General features: G+C 69.8%; 15 protein-coding genes. 2 read left to right on the plus strand and 13 right to left on the minus strand.

What is annotated here, in order from left to right; all coding sequences use genetic code 11:
* Positions 1–2: 2 nt before the first annotated feature.
* Positions 3–1,121 carry a mechanosensitive ion channel family protein gene (locus ACQEV2_RS10840; RefSeq protein ID WP_433039052.1) on the plus strand — a complete coding sequence of 373 codons (1,119 nt, stop codon included), beginning with the start codon at positions 3–5 and terminating at the stop codon, positions 1,119–1,121.
* A 46-nt stretch (positions 1,122–1,167) separates the two neighbouring features.
* On the opposite strand, the gene ACQEV2_RS10845 is transcribed toward ACQEV2_RS10840, so the two are convergent.
* The 6 genes from ACQEV2_RS10845 to ACQEV2_RS10870 form a co-directional block, all read right to left on the minus strand.
* Positions 1,168–1,908, minus strand: coding sequence for an SDR family NAD(P)-dependent oxidoreductase (locus ACQEV2_RS10845; RefSeq protein ID WP_433039054.1), 741 nt, complete (start codon positions 1,906–1,908; stop codon positions 1,168–1,170).
* A gap of 38 nt (positions 1,909–1,946) precedes the next feature.
* Positions 1,947–3,533, minus strand: a complete 1,587-nt coding sequence (locus tag ACQEV2_RS10850) for a Na+/H+ antiporter (RefSeq protein WP_433054345.1) — start codon at positions 3,531–3,533, stop codon at positions 1,947–1,949.
* 87 nt (positions 3,534–3,620) lie between these two features.
* Positions 3,621–4,103 carry a GNAT family N-acetyltransferase gene (locus ACQEV2_RS10855; RefSeq protein ID WP_433039057.1) on the minus strand — a complete coding sequence of 161 codons (483 nt, stop codon included), beginning with the start codon at positions 4,101–4,103 and terminating at the stop codon, positions 3,621–3,623.
* Positions 4,100–5,044: an RluA family pseudouridine synthase gene (locus ACQEV2_RS10860; protein ID WP_004001950.1), complete on the minus strand. Its 945-nt coding sequence runs from the start codon at positions 5,042–5,044 to the stop codon at positions 4,100–4,102. The genes ACQEV2_RS10855 and ACQEV2_RS10860 overlap by 4 nt, the downstream gene beginning before the upstream one ends.
* A gap of 86 nt (positions 5,045–5,130) precedes the next feature.
* Positions 5,131–5,727 carry a signal peptidase II gene (lspA, locus tag ACQEV2_RS10865; protein ID WP_433039059.1) on the minus strand — a complete coding sequence of 199 codons (597 nt, stop codon included), beginning with the start codon at positions 5,725–5,727 and terminating at the stop codon, positions 5,131–5,133.
* Positions 5,728–5,821: 94 nt separating this feature from the next.
* The gene (locus tag ACQEV2_RS10870; protein ID WP_433039061.1) at positions 5,822–7,144 is read right to left on the minus strand and encodes a TraR/DksA C4-type zinc finger protein; all 1,323 of its coding nucleotides are present in this window, start codon (positions 7,142–7,144) and stop codon (positions 5,822–5,824) included.
* A gap of 640 nt (positions 7,145–7,784) precedes the next feature.
* Between ACQEV2_RS10870 and ileS the strand changes: the two genes are divergently transcribed.
* Positions 7,785–10,946, plus strand: a complete 3,162-nt coding sequence (gene ileS / locus ACQEV2_RS10875) for an isoleucine--tRNA ligase (protein WP_433039063.1) — start codon at positions 7,785–7,787, stop codon at positions 10,944–10,946.
* Between the two features lie 210 nt (positions 10,947–11,156).
* Here the strand turns inward: ileS and ACQEV2_RS10880 are convergent, their stop codons facing one another.
* From ACQEV2_RS10880 to ACQEV2_RS10910, 7 genes are all read right to left on the minus strand, one after another.
* Positions 11,157–12,272 carry a DivIVA domain-containing protein gene (locus ACQEV2_RS10880; RefSeq protein ID WP_433039065.1) on the minus strand — a complete coding sequence of 372 codons (1,116 nt, stop codon included), beginning with the start codon at positions 12,270–12,272 and terminating at the stop codon, positions 11,157–11,159.
* A 55-nt stretch (positions 12,273–12,327) separates the two neighbouring features.
* A complete protein-coding gene (locus ACQEV2_RS10885; RefSeq protein ID WP_004001943.1) occupies positions 12,328–12,615 on the minus strand; it encodes a YggT family protein in 288 nt (95 codons plus the stop codon).
* Between the two features lie 50 nt (positions 12,616–12,665).
* Complete coding sequence (locus ACQEV2_RS10890) at positions 12,666–13,307, minus strand: cell division protein SepF (protein WP_433039068.1); 642 nt, start codon at positions 13,305–13,307, stop codon at positions 12,666–12,668.
* Positions 13,308–13,434: 127 nt separating this feature from the next.
* The gene (locus ACQEV2_RS10895) at positions 13,435–14,154 is read right to left on the minus strand and encodes a YggS family pyridoxal phosphate-dependent enzyme (protein ID WP_433054348.1); all 720 of its coding nucleotides are present in this window, start codon (positions 14,152–14,154) and stop codon (positions 13,435–13,437) included.
* Between the two features lie 6 nt (positions 14,155–14,160).
* A complete protein-coding gene (gene pgeF / locus ACQEV2_RS10900) occupies positions 14,161–14,889 on the minus strand; it encodes a peptidoglycan editing factor PgeF (protein ID WP_433039070.1) in 729 nt (242 codons plus the stop codon).
* Positions 14,890–14,899: 10 nt separating this feature from the next.
* Positions 14,900–16,099 carry a cell division protein FtsZ gene (ftsZ, locus tag ACQEV2_RS10905; protein WP_433039072.1) on the minus strand — a complete coding sequence of 400 codons (1,200 nt, stop codon included), beginning with the start codon at positions 16,097–16,099 and terminating at the stop codon, positions 14,900–14,902.
* Between the two features lie 287 nt (positions 16,100–16,386).
* Positions 16,387–17,181: a cell division protein FtsQ/DivIB gene (locus ACQEV2_RS10910; RefSeq protein WP_433039080.1), complete on the minus strand. Its 795-nt coding sequence runs from the start codon at positions 17,179–17,181 to the stop codon at positions 16,387–16,389.
* Between the last annotated feature and the right edge of the window lie 18 nt (positions 17,182–17,199).

The following is a 17,199-nucleotide window of genomic DNA, read 5'->3' on the forward strand; positions in this document are numbered from 1 at the left end:
GGATGGAGACGATACTCCGACCGCTGATCGTGATCGGTGGCTCGGTCATGCTCACCCTGATCATCGGGTGGGCCACCGACCGCCTGATGCGCAAGGCCGACGAACGGCACAGTGAGACCCCGCTGTGGGGTCTGCTGCGCCGCGCCCGCATCCCCTACCAGCTCGTCCTGTGCGCGGCCCTGCTCAGAGGGTCGTACGACGAGGCGAAGCTGCTGGAGGAGCACGAGGTCGGCATCGGCCGGGTGCTGACGCTGGTGCTGATCGGGGCGGCGGCCTGGCTGGCGATCCGCATCGCGGCGGCGGTCGTCGAGACCTCGTACAGCCGCTATGCCCGTGCCCACCGCGACCCGGCCCGGGTGCGGCGGGTGCGCACGCAGGTGACGTTGATCATGCGCGTGGTGTCGGCGGTCATCGGCGTCGTGGCCGTGGCGGCGATGCTGCTGACGTTCCCGGCGTTCCGCGCGGCCGGCGCCTCGCTGCTGGCCTCGGCCGGCATCCTCGGCATCGTCGCCGGTGTCGCCGCCCAGTCCACGCTGAGCAACATGTTCGCCGGTCTGCAGATCGCCTTCGGCGACATGGTGCGCATCGGGGACACCGTCGTGGTGGACGGCGAGTGGGGCACGGTCGAGGAGATCACGCTGACGTTCCTGACCGTGCGGACCTGGGACGAGCGCCGGATCACCATGCCGGTGTCGTACTTCACCGCGAAGGCCTTCGAGAACTGGTCGCGCGGCGGCCCCCAGATGACCGGCACCGTCTTCCTCCACGTCGACCACTCGGCGCCCATGGAGAAGATGCGCGATCAGCTCCGCGACATCCTGCGCGCGTGCCCGGCCTGGGACGGCCGCGACTACGGTCTGGTCGTCACCGACTCCACGCCGAGCACCATGGAGGTGCGGGCCCTGGTCACGGCCAAGGACGCGGACGACCTGTGGACGGTCCGGGTCGCGGTGCGCGAGCAGCTGATCCGCTGGCTGGTCGAGCAGCACCCGTACGCCCTGCCGCGCGTCAACGCGGCGGACGCGGCCCTGCCGCCCGGCTTCCCCGTACCCGGCCGCATCCCGGCCCGCCGCACCCACCAGCACGACCACCAGGCGGCGTCACGCCCTGAGCGCCCCTGACCACCCACCGACTGCTCGTGACTGTCCTTGAACGCTCCTGACCGCCTCAGTGGCCGCGCTCGGCTCCGCCGTTGACCTGGATGATCTGCGAGGTGATGTGCCCGGCGGCGTGGGACGCCAGCCAGTGCAGGGTCGAGGCGACGTCCCCGGGCGTCCCGGCCCGGCCGGTCGAGGTCTCCGCGATGAGCCGCGCGCGCCGCTGCTCGTCCATCCCGTCGCCGAAGAACTCGGTGTCCTCGACATAGCCGGGCGCGACCGCGTTCACGGTGATGCCGCGCGGCCCCAACTGCCGGGCCAGATCATGGACGTACGGATGCAGCGCCGCCTTGGACGCCGCGTACGCCCCGCTGCCCGAGCCCCGGAAAGCGGCGATCGAGCTGAGGAACAGCACCCGCCCGCCGGGGTCGGCGAGCCGGTCCTTCAGCGCCTCGGTGAGCAGGGCCGCGGTCAGGGTGTTGAGGCCGAAGTTGAGGGTCCAGTTGTGCAGGACGACGTCGAGGGGCTCGTCGCTGTCCACCTTGGGCTCCAGGTACCCGGAGCCTCCGGCGCTGTGGATCAGTACGTCCACGGTGCCGAGCTCCGCCGCCACGAAGCGCTCCACGCCCCGCACGCCGCTCACCTTGCTCAGGTCGGCCGCGTAGGTGAGCGCCCCGGGCACCGCCGCCTGCTCCAGCACCTCGGCGCGCCGCCCGAGCAGCAGCACCTGATCCCCGTCCGCCGCGAACAGCTGCGCCGTCGCGAGCCCGATTCCCGTACCGCCACCACTGATCACCACGTTGCGAGCCATGATCAGATCGTACGAAGAGACCGTGGTCGGCGGCGCGGTCACCGCATACTGCGCACGTCCAAATGCCGCAGCACCCGATCCACCACCTCCGGATCGGCCCCCGGCTCACTGCGCGCCGCCAGCACCTCGTGGCGTGCCGCGCTCAGCAGCTCCCCCTGGATCCGCCGGACCCGCTTCAGCCGCCGCACGCGTTGCTGATGCGCCTCCCGGCGCTCCTCCTCGCCGAACTCCGGGCTGATCCGGACCCCGATCTCGAACGCCCGGCGCAGCATCTGCTCGGACAGCTCCTCCGGCAGCTCCTCGACGGCCTCGATCTCCTTCAGCCTCCGCTTCGCCGCCTTGGCCGCCCGCACCGCCAGCTGTTTCTCGAGCTCCTTCTCCCGCTCGCTGTCGGCGCGCACCCCGAGCCGTTTCACCAGCCACGGCAGGGTCAGGCCCTGTGCCACCAGCGTCGCCATGATCACCCCGAACGCGATGAACACGATCTCGTCCCGGTCGGGAAAGGCGGCGCCCGCGTCCGTCTCCAGCGGAACGGCCAGCGCCAGGGCCACCGAGGCGACGCCGCGCATGCCCGCCCACCACATCACGACGGTCTCGCGCCAGCTCACCGGGATTTCCTCGTCGTAGTCCCGTTTCGCATGCATCCGCTGGGTGAGCCAGGTGGCCGGCAGCAGCCACAGCAGCCGTACCAGTACGACGACCCCGACCACCGCGGCCGCCCAGCCGAGCATCTCGCCCCACCGCCCGGACGCCGTCCGCACGGCGTTGTGCAGTTCGAGCCCGATCAGCCCGAACGCGACGCCGGTGACCAGCGTGTCGACGATGTCCCAGAAGGCGTGCCCGGCCAGCCGCGTCATCACGTCGTCGGCGTCGGTGGCGTACTCGGCGAGGAACAGGGCGGTCGTCAGCACGGCGAGCACACCCGAGCTGTGGAGTTCCTCGGCCAGCACGTACGAGGCGTACGGCACGAGCAGGGTCAGCCCGATCTGCAGGGTGGCGTCCCCCAGCAGGTCCATCAGCTTGTTGGCGCCCCAGCCCAGGGCGAGCCCGACGGCCAGGGCCACGACGGCGGACAGCACCAGGTCGAGTCCGGCCTGCCACGGCGAGAACGTGCCGCTCACGGCGGCCGCGATCGCCACGTGGTACAGCACGATGGCGGTCACGTCGTTGAAGAGCCCCTCGCCCTCCAGGATGGACACCAGCCGCCGCGGCAGCCCGAGTTGCCCGGCGACGGCGGTGGCCGCGACCGGATCGGGCGGCGCGACGAGGGCGCCCAGCGCCACGGCGGCGGCGAGCGGCAGCCCCGGCACGATCGCGTGGGCGACCGCGGCCACGCACACCGTCGTGACGAACACCAGCGCGACGGCCAGCAGGAAGATGGGCCGCACATTCGCCGCGAACTGCCGCCAGGAGGTCCGCCGTACGGCGGCGTAGAGCAAGGGCGGCAGCAGCAGCGGCAGGATCAGGTCGGGCGGAATGTCGACGTTCGGCACGAAGTCGAGCAGCGCGAGCACGACCCCGAGCAACGTCATCAACACCGGCGCCGGCAGTCGGAACCGGTCCCCCACGGGGACACTCACCAGGGCACCGAGCAACAGCACGAACAGCAGGGCCAACTGATCCACGGTCAGCGCTCCGGTGATAGCGGCGTCCACAGGGCAGACCTCAAGCCTGCCACGCCACCCTTCTCACCAGCGCCCACAGGCCCTCGCCTACAGAGCGCGCCGCATCGCCCGGTGGGGTATCCCCGCGTCCGGGAACTCCGGCCCGTACGCCACGTACCCGAGCCGCTCGTAGAACCCCAGCGCATGCGTCTGCGCGTGCAGGTCCACGGCCGTGAGGCCACGCGTGCGTGCCGCCTCCTCGATGGCCCGCACCAGGGCCGCCCCGACGCCGAGGCCACGCGCCGCCTGGGTCACGGCGAGCCGCCCCAGCGACCCCACGGACGGGTCACCGCCGACCTTGGACGCCGCCGCCTCCCCGTGCAGCAGCCGCCCGGTCCCGAGCGGCATGCTGTCCTCCCGGACCGCCAGCACATGCACGGCACCGGCGTCGTAGGCGTCGTACTCGATCTCCTGCGGGACGCCCTGCTCGACGACGAAGACCTCCTTGCGCACCGCGAAGCACGCCTCGCGGTCGGCGGGGTCCTCGGCGACCCGCACGACGTACGACGGGGGATTCGCCGGAGAGCTCATGCCCAGGTCTCCTCGCGGACCTGGTCCAGGGCCTTCTGCAGGTCGGCCGGGTAGTCGCTCTCGAACTCCACCCACTGCCCGTCCCCCGGGTGCTCGAAGCCGAGCCGTACGGCGTGCAGCCACTGGCGGGTCAGCCGCAGGCGCTTGGCGAGGGTCGGGTCGGCGCCGTAGGTCAGGTCGCCGACGCAGGGGTGGCGGTGGGCCGCCATGTGGACGCGGATCTGGTGGGTGCGGCCGGTCTCCAGCTTCACGTCGAGCAGCGAGGCCGCGCGGAACGCCTCGATGAGGTCGTAGTGCGTGACGGACGGCTTGCCTTCGGCCGTGACCGCCCACTTGTAGTCGTGGTTGGGGTGGCGGCCGATGGGCGCGTCGATGGTGCCGCTGGTCGGGTCGGGGTGGCCCTGGACGAGCGTGTGGTACCGCTTGTCGACCGTGCGCTCCTTGAACTGGCGCTTGAGCGACGTGTACGCGTACTCGGACTTGGCTACGACCATCAGCCCGGACGTGCCCACGTCGAGCCGGTGCACGATGCCCTGACGCTCGGCGGCACCGGACGTGGAGATCCGGTACCCGGCCGCGGCCAGCCCGCCGATGACCGTCGGTCCGCTCCAGCCCGGCGACGGGTGCGCGGCGACGCCGACCGGCTTGACGATCACCACCACGTCATCGTCGTCATGCACGATCTCCATGCCCTCGACCGGCTCGGCGACGACCTGCACGGGCGCCGGAGCCTGGGGCATCTCCACCTCGAGCCAGGCGCCACCGTGCACCCGCTCGGACTTCCCGACCACCGACCCGTCGACCGTGACCTTCCCCGCCGCGGCAAGCTCGGCCGCCTTGGTACGGGAGAAGCCGAACATGCGGGAGATGGCGGCGTCGACACGCTCGCCCTCCAGGCCGTCGGGCACGGGCAGGGTACGGATCTCGGGAATCGTGCTCACCCGACGAGTATGCCGGACGGGTGAGACAGTCCCGTACGGAGCCTGTGGACAACCCCTCGCGGACGCCTCGCGGCCCCTTGCGGGCCTCAGTCCTTGTGGACGGTGCCGTCCGGGTCGAGCCCCTTGAACGACAGCAGCACGATCAGGATGCCGCCGCACACGATCGCCGAGTCCGCCAGATTGAACACGGCGAAGTGCTTGGGCGCGATGAAGTCCACGACCGCCCCCTCGAAGACACCCGGCGAGCGGAAGATCCGGTCGGTGAGGTTGCCGAGCGCACCGCCGAGCAGCAGGCCGAGGGCGATCGCCCAGGGCAGGCTGTACAGCTTGCGGGCGAGCCGGGCGATCACCACGATCACGGCCGCCGCGATCACCGTGAAGATCACGGTGAAGGCCTCGCCGAAGCCGAAGGCCGCACCCGCGTTGCGGATCGCCTCGAACTTCAGCCAGTCCCCGATGATCTCGATCGGCGGGTGGTGCTCCAGCTTGGCGACCACGATCATCTTGCTGACCAGGTCGAGGACGTACGCGAAGGCCGCGATCCCGAACAGCACGGCGATCCGGCGCCTGCCCCGGGGCCGCTCGGCCCCGGCGTCCTTCGCCTTCTCGTCGGACTGCTCCGGCTCGGCTCCCGCCGCCTCTGGGGTATTCGGCGTACCGATGATGCGCTCCGCCTCTGCCACGTGAGTCCCTCGACCTAGGTACCTGACTGAGGACGAGAGTACGACACGTCCAGCGGCACCCGCCTACCGGTCGGTACCGGCCTTCTTGTACCGGTCAGTACCGGCGTTCTTGCTTCTGCTTGCACTCGACACACAGGGTCGCGCGCGGGAAGGCCTGCATCCGCGCCTTGCCGATCGGGTTGCCGCAGTTCTCGCACAGGCCGTAGGTACCCGCGTCGAGCCGCTCCAGGGCCCGCTCGGCCTGGGTGAGCATCTCGCGCGCGTTGGCGGCGAGTGCCAGCTCGTGCTCGCGCGTGATGTTCTTGGCGCCGGTGTCCGCCTGGTCGTCGCCGGCGCCGTCCCCGGAGTCCCGCATCAGGCCGACCAGCGACTGCTCGGACGACGTGATCTCGTCGCGCAGCCGCATCACCTCGGACATCAGCTCGGCCCGTGCCTCCTCGACCTCCTCCAGGGTCCAGGGGTCCTCACCGGGGCGTACGGCGAGCTCGCCGGGCTCCACCGCCGCGGCGATGCGTGCCTTGGGAACGGCGGTCTTCGCCGCCGTGGCCGTGCCAGGAGTCTTCTTCGCAACCACTGTCGTGGCTCCCGTCTGCTCCGCGGCCTGCGCCGCGCCCGCCTTCTTGGACGTGCTCTTGGCGACCGCCTTCTCGGCCGCCCGCTCCGCGGCCACGCTCTTCTTGGCCGCGCTCCTCTTGGAGGTGCTCTTCTCCCCAGCGCCGCCCTCCTCGACGCCCCCCATCACACCGACGCCCTTCTCCCCGACCGCCTTCTCGCCCGCCCGCTCCGCGGCCACGGCCTTCTTGGCCGCGCCTTCCTTGGCCGCCCTGCCCTTGGACGCGGTCGTGGCTCCCTTCGCCGTCTTCGCGCCCTTGGCGGCCTTGGCGGTCTTCTTGGTCGCCGCCTTCCTGGCAGCCGCCCCCTCGACCGCCTTCTTCGAAGGAGCCCCCTTGGCAGCGGCCGCCTTCTTGGACGTGGCTTTCTCAGTGGCACCCTTCTCAGCGGCGCCCTTCTCGGTGACGCCCTTCTCGACGGCGGTCTTCGATACGGCCGCCTTCCCTCCGACCGCCTTGAGGGCCGAGGTCTTGGGCGCCGAGGTCTTGGCAACGACCGCCTTCTTCGCGGCTGTCTTCGGGACCGCTTCCGACGTCTTCTTGGCTCCCGCCTTCGCACCCGTCCTCGCCGCCTCCCCCGCCCTCGCCCCCGTCTTCTTCCCGGCCTTCTTCGCCGCCGACTCAGCGGCCCCCCGCACCGTCTTCACCGGCTGACCGCCGCGCACTCCCGCGGAGCCCCCCTGCGCACTCTTCTTCCCGCCCACATCCTTGGCCGCACCGCCGGAGGCACTCGCACCGCCGGAGGCACTCGCATGGGTGGACCGGCCCGACGCCGACTGCTGTACGGCGGTCTTCTTCGCCACCATGCCGCGGCCCCTTCACATATTGTGATCTTGCACGCGAATCGTGCTGGGACGATAAATCGACTTGAGTCCCGCGGCAACGGGGCACACCGCCCGATTCGCCCGCCTCGCGCAGGTCGCGCGCCAGGCATGCATGCGTTGTGCCCAGCTCCCCGCGGGGTATGCCGCCGAGCCGGACGTCCCAGAATCCGAACACGCGTACCGCACCATTCGGGTCATCGCGGCCCGAACACCATCCCCGCCCCCACGGCCCGGAAAATCCGGTCGGCTGCCTTCCCCCGCTGCCGTCCCGGAAATCCGGTCGGCCGCTGTCCGCGGGGCGCCGTACACTGGGCGGAGCGAACAGCGTGGATGGGGACGAGTAGCGACGTACGCAGCCCAGAGCGACCCGGGGACGGTGGAAGCCCGGGGGCGAGCGCGACGTGAAGATCACCCCGGAGCCGTCGGAAGAACACCGCAGCCGTAGGCGGCGGCCAGTAGAACCGGCATCGCGACCCCAATGAGGGGGCTCACCGACGCACACCCCGTGTCGGCGGGCCAAGGAGGGTGGTACCGCGGGAGCGCGCCGAAACCGGCGTACGGAAAGACACGGCTCTCGTCCCTCCGGACGGAAGGCAGCAAGTCCGCCGGAGGAAGCTCGCTGATGACAACGCCGACGTACCGCCAGGTGCCCGCCCAGGTCGACCTGCCCGCCCTCGAGCACGCCGTGCTCGACTTCTGGCGCGAGCAGAAGATCTTCGCCAAGAGCCTGGAGCAGTCCGAGGGCCGCCCCGAGTGGGTGTTCTACGAGGGCCCGCCCACCGCCAACGGCATGCCCGGCGCCCACCACATCGAGGCCCGCGTCTTCAAGGACGTCTTCCCCCGCTTCCGCACCATGCGTGGCTACCACGTGGCGCGCAAGGCCGGCTGGGACTGCCACGGCCTCCCGGTGGAGCTGGCGGTCGAGAAGGAACTCGGCTTCAGCGGCAAGAAGGACATCGAGGATTACGGCATCGCGGCGTTCAACGCCAAGTGCCGCGAGTCCGTGCTGCGCCACACCGACGCCTTCTCCGACCTGACGACCCGCATGGGCTACTGGGTCGACCTCGACGACGCCTACGTCACGATGGAACCCGAGTACATCGAGTCCGTCTGGTGGTCGCTCAAGGAGATCTTCAACAAGGGTCTGCTGGTCCAGGACCACCGCGTCGCCCCCTGGTGCCCGCGCTGCGGCACCGGCCTGTCCGACCACGAGCTGGCGCAGGGCTACGAGACGGTCGTCGACCCCTCGGTGTACGTCCGTTTCCCGCTCACCTCCGGTCCGCTCGCCGGCGAAGCCGCGCTCCTGGTGTGGACGACGACGCCCTGGACCCTCGTCTCCAATACGGCCGTGGCCGCGCACCCGGACGTGACCTACGTCGTCGCGACGAAGGGCCCAGAAGGCGCGGAGAAGCTCGTCGTCGCCGAGCCGCTGGTCGCCAAGGCCCTCGGCGAGGGCTGGGAGACCACCGGCCAGACCTTCACGGGCGCCGAGATGGAGCGCTGGACGTATCAACGTCCGTTCGAGCTCGTCGAGTTCCCGGAGACCGAGGGCGGCACCCACTACGTGGTCAACGCCGAGTACGTCACCACCGAGGACGGTACGGGTCTGGTCCACCAGTCCCCCGCCTTCGGTGAGGACGACCTCAAGGTCTGCCGCGCATACGGCCTGCCCGTCGTGAACCCGGTCCGCCCGGACGGCACCTTCGAGGAGGACGTCCCGCTGGTCGGCGGCGTCTTCTTCAAGAAGGCGGACGAAAACCTCACCGAGGACCTCCAGCAGCGCGGTCTGCTCTTCAAGCACATCCCGTACGAGCACAGCTACCCGCACTGCTGGCGCTGCCACACCGCGCTGCTCTACTACGCGCAGCCGTCCTGGTACATCCGCACGACGGCGATCAAGGACCGTCTCCTCGAAGAGAACGAGAAGACGAACTGGTACCCGGAGACCGTCAAGCACGGCCGCTTCGGCGACTGGCTGCAGAACAACATCGACTGGGCGCTGTCCCGCAACCGCTACTGGGGCACCCCGCTGCCGATCTGGCGCTGCGAGGACGACCACCTCACCTGCGTCGGCTCCCGCGCGGAGCTCACCGAGCTGACCGGCACCGACCAGTCGGGCCTCGACCCGCACCGCCCGTACATCGACGACGTCACCTTCGCCTGCCGCCACGACGGCTGCGGCAAGACGGCCACGCGCGTGCCGGAGGTCATCGACGCCTGGTACGACTCGGGTTCGATGCCGTTCGCGCAGTGGGGCTACCCGTACAAGAACAAGGAGCTGTTCGAGAGCCGCTACCCGGCGCAGTTCATCTCCGAGGCGATCGACCAGACCCGCGGCTGGTTCTACACGCTGATGGCGGTCGGCACGCTGGTCTTCGACAAGTCGTCGTACGAGAACGTCGTCTGCCTCGGCCACATCCTCGCCGAGGACGGCCGCAAGATGTCCAAGCACCTGGGCAACATCCTGCAGCCGATCCCGCTGATGGATCAGCACGGCGCCGACGCGGTCCGCTGGTTCATGGCGGCCGGCGGCTCCCCGTGGGCGGCCCGCCGCGTGGGCCACGGCACGATCCAGGAGGTCGTCCGCAAGACGCTCCTGACGTACTGGAACACGGTCGCCTTCCAGGCCCTGTACGCCCGTACGTCCAACTGGGCGCCGTCGGAGGCCGATCCGGCCCCGGCCGACCGCCCGCTCCTGGACCGCTGGCTGCTGTCCGAGCTGCACGCGCTGGTCGACCAGGTGACCCAGTCCCTGGAGGCGTACGACACCCAGCGCGCCGGCAAGCTGCTCTCGGCGTTCGTCGACGATCTGTCGAACTGGTACGTCCGCCGCTCGCGTCGCCGCTTCTGGCAGGGCGACCAGGCGGCACTGCGCACCCTGCACGAGGTCGTCGAGACGGTCACCAAGCTGATGGCCCCGCTGACCCCGTTCATCACCGAGCGGGTCTGGCAGGACCTGATCGTCCCGGTCACGCCGGGCGCCCCGGAGTCGGTGCACCTGGCGTCGTGGCCGCAGGCGGACCTCGCCGCCATCGACCCGGAGCTGTCCAAGCAGATGGTGCTGGTGCGCCGGCTGGTCGAGCTGGGCCGCGCCACGCGCGCGGAGTCGGGCGTCAAGACCCGCCAGCCGCTGTCCCGTGCCCTGGTCGCGGCCGCGGGCTTCGAGACCCTCGACCCCGAGCTGCACACGCAGATCACCGAGGAGCTGAACGTCTCGTCGCTCGCGTCGCTGTCCGAGGTGGGCGGCAGCCTGGTGGACACCACCGCCAAGGCCAACTTCCGCGCCCTGGGCAAGCGGTTCGGCAAGCGCGTCCAGGACGTGGCGAAGGCGATCGCGAACGCGGACGCGGCGGCGCTGTCCCTGGCCCTGCGCGAGGGCACCGCGTCGGTGGAGGTCGACGGCGAGACGGTCACGCTCGCTCCGGACGAGGTGATCATCACGGAGACGCCGCGCGAGGGCTGGTCGGTCGCCTCCGACTCCGGCGCCACGGTCGCCCTGGACCTGGAGATCACGGAGGAGCTCCGCCGAGCGGGCCTCGCCCGTGACGCGATCCGCCTGATCCAGGAGGCCCGCAAGAACAGCGGCCTGGACGTGGCCGACAGGATCGCTCTGCGGTGGACGGCGACGGACACGGCGACGATCGGGGCGCTGAGCGAGCACGCCGAGCTGATCGCCGACGAGGTCCTGGCGACTGACTTCGCCCAGGGCGAGGCGGACGCCACGTATGGCTCCGCGTTCACGGACGAGGGGCTGACCCTGACGTTCCGCCTGCGCAAGGCATAGCGAGGCTCGGCCGAACATCCGAAGGCCCGGGACCGCCAAAAAATCTTGGTGGTCCCGGGCCTTCGGCGTTGTGTACGTCGGACACCGCACCCAACCCCCGAACAAACACCGCAAACCCCGTGAACACGCGTAGCAAAAGGGCGGGGCCCCGGATCGAAATCCGGGGCCCCGCCCTGAACGCTGCCGACGCCTACGGCGTACTACCAACCGTCAGTTGTCGTCCTCGTCGATCAGGAACCCGCGCATCGGCGAGGGAGCCTGGCCCATCGGGGACGGGCCCTGCGGCCGCACCGGCGCCATCGGCTGGGTCATGGCCGGAGACATCTGCTGCTGACCCCCGTAGGAGGGAGCGGCAGGGCTCGGCGCACCACCCATCGTCTGGTTGCCGCCGTACGACGGGGCGCTCGCGCCGGCCGGTGCCATGGAGGGCGCCGGGGACGGCGGGAGGGACGCCGTGGCCGGGGTCCGCGGCGGGGCGAGCGAGTCGTCCGACTGGGTCTCCAGCTGGCGCAGCTGGGACTCGAGGTAGGACTTCAGCCGCGTGCGGTACTCGCGCTCGAAGCCACGCAGGTCCTCGACCTTGCGCTCCAGCGTGGCGCGGGCGGACTCCAGGGAGCCCATCGCGACACGGTGCTTCTCCTGCGCGTCCCGCTCCAGGGCGTCAGCCTTGGCACGAGCGTCACGCTCAAGACCCTCGGCACGCGAACGCGCCTCGCCGACGATCTTGTTGGCCTCGGAACGGGCCTCGGCGATCGCCTGGTCGGCGGTCTGCTGGGCAAGCGACAGAACGCGCGCGGCGCTGTCGCCACCGGGGCCGCCCTGACCGGGGCCACCCATGGGGCCACCCATCGGACCGCCCATCGGGCCACCCATTTGCTGCATAGGGGGCTGGCCCATCGGCCCCGGACCCTGGCCCATCGGACCGGGACCCTGCGGGCCACCCTGACCGCCGGGACCGGCGGGCAGCTGCGGGGCACCGCTCGGCAGCTGGGGCGGGCCACCCATGGGGCCACCCATCTGCTGCTGCGGCGGGCCCGATATCCCGGCGGGGACGGGAGCCCCGGGACCGCGCATGCCCTGCTGCGGCATGCCGCCCTGCTGCTGGTCCTGCTGCTCCGGAGGCTTGCGCATGTTCTGCTGGTTCTGGGCAGCAGCGCGCGTGGCCGCGGCCAGCTTGGCGCGCAGGTCCTCGTTCTCGCGGAGCAGGCGCGTCAGTTCGGCTTCGACCTCGTCGAGGAAGGCATCGACCTCGTCCTCGTCATAGCCTTCTCGGAGGCGGACGGTCGTGAACTGCTTGTTCCGCACGTCCTCGGGGGTCAACGGCATCTCTTCACCTCAACGTAGTCGTCGGCAGTCGGCAAGACCGTATCTGTCACATCGCTCACATCGCGCTCCGCACGAGCGTGATCAGGATGTAGACGATGATCATCAGTACGAAGAAGGACAGGTCGAGCGCCACGCCCCCGAGACGCAGCGGCGGGATGACCCGCCGCAGAAGCTTCAACGGTGGATCAGTGACAGTGTAGGTGGCCTCCAGAACGACCACCATCGCCTTGCCGGGTTGCCATGAGCGGGCGAACTGGAAGACGTAGTCCATGACCAACCGGAAGATGAGCACGATGAGGAACACCATCAGCGCGATGTAGAGAACCTGCAGGACCACGCTCATGACTGGTGCTTCCCTCTCCCCTGTTCGTGCGGTCTATCCGGTGGTGCGTCTCAGCTCTGGTTGAAGAACCCGCCCTCTGCGATGCGGGCCTTGTCCTCCGCCGTGACATCGACGTTAGCAGGAGACAACAGGAACACCTTCTGGGTCACCCGCTCGATGCTGCCGTGAAGACCAAACACCAAACCGGCCGCAAAGTCGACAAGTCGCTTCGCGTCTGTGTCATCCATCTCAGTCAGATTCATGATCACCGGGGTGCCTTCACGGAAGTGTTCCCCGATGGTACGGGCCTCGTTGTAGGTCCGCGGGTGAAGCGTGGTGATCCGGTAAGGCTCTCGTTCCGACACGACCTTGGGCATGATCACCGGTGCGTTCTTCTCCAGGCTTGCGCGTTCTTGTGTGATGGACGCCACGGGCGCGATGCGCGCCGGACGGCTGGATTCCGCGGGTAGCGAAGTCGATCGGGCCACGGGTTCACGCGGCGCGGGCGGATGCACGATTCGCACCTCTTCGTCCCTTTGGGACTGATGTGCACTGTGCGACTGGTGCGACGGCTCGTGCCGTCGGTGGTCCCGCTCGGGCTCCGGGTCCAGTTCGGGCTCGAAGTCGTCATCGGGGTCGAACCCCCGGCCGTCGTACCCATCGTCCTCCACGAGGCCGAGGTAGACCGCCATCTTGCGCATCGCGCCGGCCATTCTCTGAGTCCTCCGCTCTGTGGTGGATCGACGACGACTGCCAATGCCCGCGATCCACGTGGTCGTTACGTCCGCCTTTCGGCGACATTGACCATATTTTCTGCTGTGGTCCGACTTCTTGGCGACGTTACCCGAGCCTGGGGCGGACTCCGAGTACCGCAGTGCCGACGCGCACATGTGTCGCACCGGCCGCCACGGCCTCTTCGAGATCCGCACTCATCCCTGCCGACACCATGTTCGCAGCCGGATGGGCTCGGCGCAGGTCGGTCGACAAATCCATCAACCGCTCGAACGCCGCCTGTTGGCGCCCCGCGTACTCCCCGGTGAGCGGAGCGACGGTCATGAGCCCGTCGAGCCGTAGCCCCGGAGCCTTCGCGACGAGGCCGGCCAACTCTTCGACCCCGCCCGGCGCCACGCCACCCCTCTCGCCCCTCTCCTTCTCTCCCGCGTCCAGCGCCACCTGGATGAGGCAGCCCACCTCGCGCCCCTGTCGTACGGCCTCCTTCGAAAGCGCCGTCACGAGCTTGGAACGATCGACGGACTGCACGAGATCCGCATAACCGACCACGGACCGCACCTTGTTGGTCTGCAGCTGGCCGACAAAGTGCCAAACAAGGGGCAGATCCGAGCATTCGGCGGCCTTCGGCGCCGCGTCCTGATCGCGGTTCTCGGCGACATGGCGCACACCGAGTTCCGACAGGATCCGCACATCGCTCGCGGGGTAGGTCTTGGTGACCACGATGAGTGTCACCTCCTCGCGGGGGCGCCCGGCGGCCGCACAGGCCGCGGCGATACGGTCCTCCACTTTCGCCAGGTTCGCGGCGAGTTCGTCCTTACGGTCCGTCATGTCCATTCAGTCCAGCCAGACATAGCTCGCGAGCCGACCGGTCGTGCGGTCGCGGCGGTACGAGAAGTGGTCATCCGACTCCCGGGTGCACACCGGCGACTGCTCCCGGTCGCGCACCCCGAGCCGCGCGAGCTGCGCGTGCACCCCGGCGGCCACATCCACCGCCGGCGTGCCCCAACTCGTCTCGGCGTACGCCGCCGGCTCAACGGCGGCCACCTCGGCGCGCATCGCCTCCGGCACCTCGTAGCACCGGCCGCAGACGGCGGGGCCGGTGCGGGCGACGATCCGGGCGGGGTCGGCGCCCAGTTCGGTCATCGCGCGTAGCGCGGCCGGGACGACGCCGGCGACCATGCCGGGCCGCCCCGCATGCGCGGCTGCGACGATCCCGGCGACCGGGTCGGCCAGCAGGACCGGCACGCAGTCGGCCGTGAGGACGGCGAGGGCGACACCCCGCCGCGCCGTGACGATCGCGTCGACCTCGGGGACCGGACGATCACGCCATGGCCCGTCGACCACCGTGACGTCGTTCCCGTGCACCTGGTTCATCCAGACGACGTCACCCGGGTCGAGCCCGAGGGACTTGGCGGCGAGCTCGCGATTGGCCAGGACGGCGTCGGTGTCGTCGCCGACCGCCCCGCCGAGATTGAGCTCCTCATACGGAGCGGCGCTCACCCCGCCCCACCGGTCGGTGAAGGCGAAGTGCGCGCCGCTCACGGTGTCGCGCTGTCCTATCACGTCAGAAGGATCACTTAAGGAAGTCCGGGACGTCCAGTTCCTCCGCCGCGCTGTCGGCGTAGGTCCGCGACGGCGGGACCGGCGGGGCGACCGGAATGTCGGCCACCGGCTCGGGCTCCGGCTCCGGGTCCTCCTTCGGCTTGACGCTGCCGAGCGAGCCGAAGGACGGACGGCTCTCGGTCTGCCGTACCGGAGTGGGCTCCTCGCGGCGGGCCGAGGAGGACGAGGTCGAGCCGAGGACGGTGTCCCGGCGGGCCGGCGGCTGGCCCCCGTCGAAGCCGGCCGCGATCACGGTGACCCGGACCTCGTCGCCGAGGGCGTCGTCGATGACGGCGCCGAAGATGATGTTGGCCTCGGGGTGGGCGGCCTCGCTCACCAGCTGGGCGGCCTCGTTGATCTCGAACAGGCCGAGGTCCGAGCCGCCGGAGATGGAGAGCAGCACGCCCCGGGCTCCGTCGATGGAGGCCTCGAGGAGCGGGGAGGAGATCGCCATCTCGGCCGCGGCCACCGCGCGGTCGTCGCCGCGGGCCGAGCCGATGCCCATGAGGGCCGAACCGGCTTCGGACATGACCGACTTGACGTCGGCGAAGTCGAGGTTGATGAGACCGGGGGTGGTGATGAGGTCGGTGATGCCCTGGACACCGGAGAGGAGGACCTGGTCGGCCGACTTGAAGGCGTCGAGCACCGAGACCTGGCGGTCCGAGATGGACAGCAGCCGGTCGTTCGGGATGACGATGAGGGTGTCGACCTCTTCGCGGAGTTCGGCGATGCCGTCCTCGGCCTGGTTCGCGCGGCGCCGTCCCTCGAAGGTGAACGGGCGCGTCACCACACCGATGGTGAGGGCGCCGAGGGAGCGTGCGATGTTGGCCACGACGGGCGCCCCGCCGGTGCCGGTGCCGCCGCCTTCACCGGCCGTCACGAAGACCATGTCGGCCCCCTTGAGGACCTCCTCGATCTCCTCGCGGTGGTCCTCGGCGGCCTTGCGGCCGACGGCCGGGTTGGCTCCGGCGCCGAGTCCGCGGGTGAGTTCACGGCCGACGTCGAGTTTGACGTCGGCGTCGCTCATCAACAGAGCTTGCGCGTCGGTGTTGATAGCGATGAACTCGACGCCCTTGAGACCGACCTCGATCATCCGGTTGATGGCATTGACACCACCGCCGCCGACACCGATGACTTTGATGACTGCGAGGTAGTTCTGCGGTGCTGCCACGTCGAAGGCCTCTCGCCTCGAGTTACGGGTCGTCGGATCACGGGAAGCGGTGTGCTTCGTGAACCGGCGACTGATGCCGAATGGGACGGTCCGTAGCGCCGACCCGAACCCTAACCCTGAAGTTTAGGGTTACCAGTGTGTCTGTTCCTTGAAGTCTTCTGAACAGGACACTAAGTCGACAAGTGGCGCACGTTCAACGAACACGCCGAACCTCCCGTTTTTCTTTTCACCCTATGTGATCAGCCGTGTCGCTGCCCAACCAGGGTGCTGGCCTGCGCGGATGTGCGTCAACTCCCCGCTGACGCAGGGGCGGTGGGAACACTGACGTCGAAGTACCGCGCATCCGGCGAGGCTTTCATGAGAGCGGTGAGTGCGCGAGCCTTCGCGGCGCCCTTCTCGCCACTCCCCCATACGACGGTCCGGCCGTCGCCCAACTCCAGTGAGATGTCGTCGTAGGAACGGACCTTGACGACCTGGGTGATGCGCGCGACGGCGGCCGGAATGGCACGGGCGACCCGCACCGCCTCGCGCACGAGACGTTCCTCGCCGAAGCGGCGCAGGCTCGCGGCGGCGGAGCTCGACCGGGACACCGTCAATTCCAGAGCGGGGACACCTTTCGGAGCCTCAGAAACCGTGGCGAATCGGACACCTTCATCGTCCACTTCGATGAAGTTTCTTCCCTTTTGGACAATCAGAACCGGAGTCCGCTCCTTCACTTTCAGGCCGATTCCATGCGGCCAGCCACGGACCACGTCAACCACGTCAATTCGGGGCAATTTCCGGCGCAGTCGTGCCTCAATCGCATCGGTGTCGACGGAAATCAGCGGTGCCCCGACCGGGACGTCGGCGGCCTCGAGGACCTGCGCGGGCGTCAGAACCCGGGTTCCGGAGACCGATACGCGCTCGACGCGCAGCCATTGGGAGCCGTACAACGCCCAGACGGAGCCAGCGCCGAGGAGCACAAGGGTGACGGCAAGGATGATGATCGTACGAAGGCGCGGCCTCAACCTCCGCCGGACGAGGGGCGGGTCGGACGACTCCTGCTGGCGTTCACCGCGCTCGGCGGTAGTCGGTCCGACCACGTCCCCTGCCTTCCGTCA

The organism is Streptomyces sp. CA-251387, assembly GCF_050936625.1.
Taxonomy (GTDB): domain Bacteria; phylum Actinomycetota; class Actinomycetes; order Streptomycetales; family Streptomycetaceae; genus Streptomyces.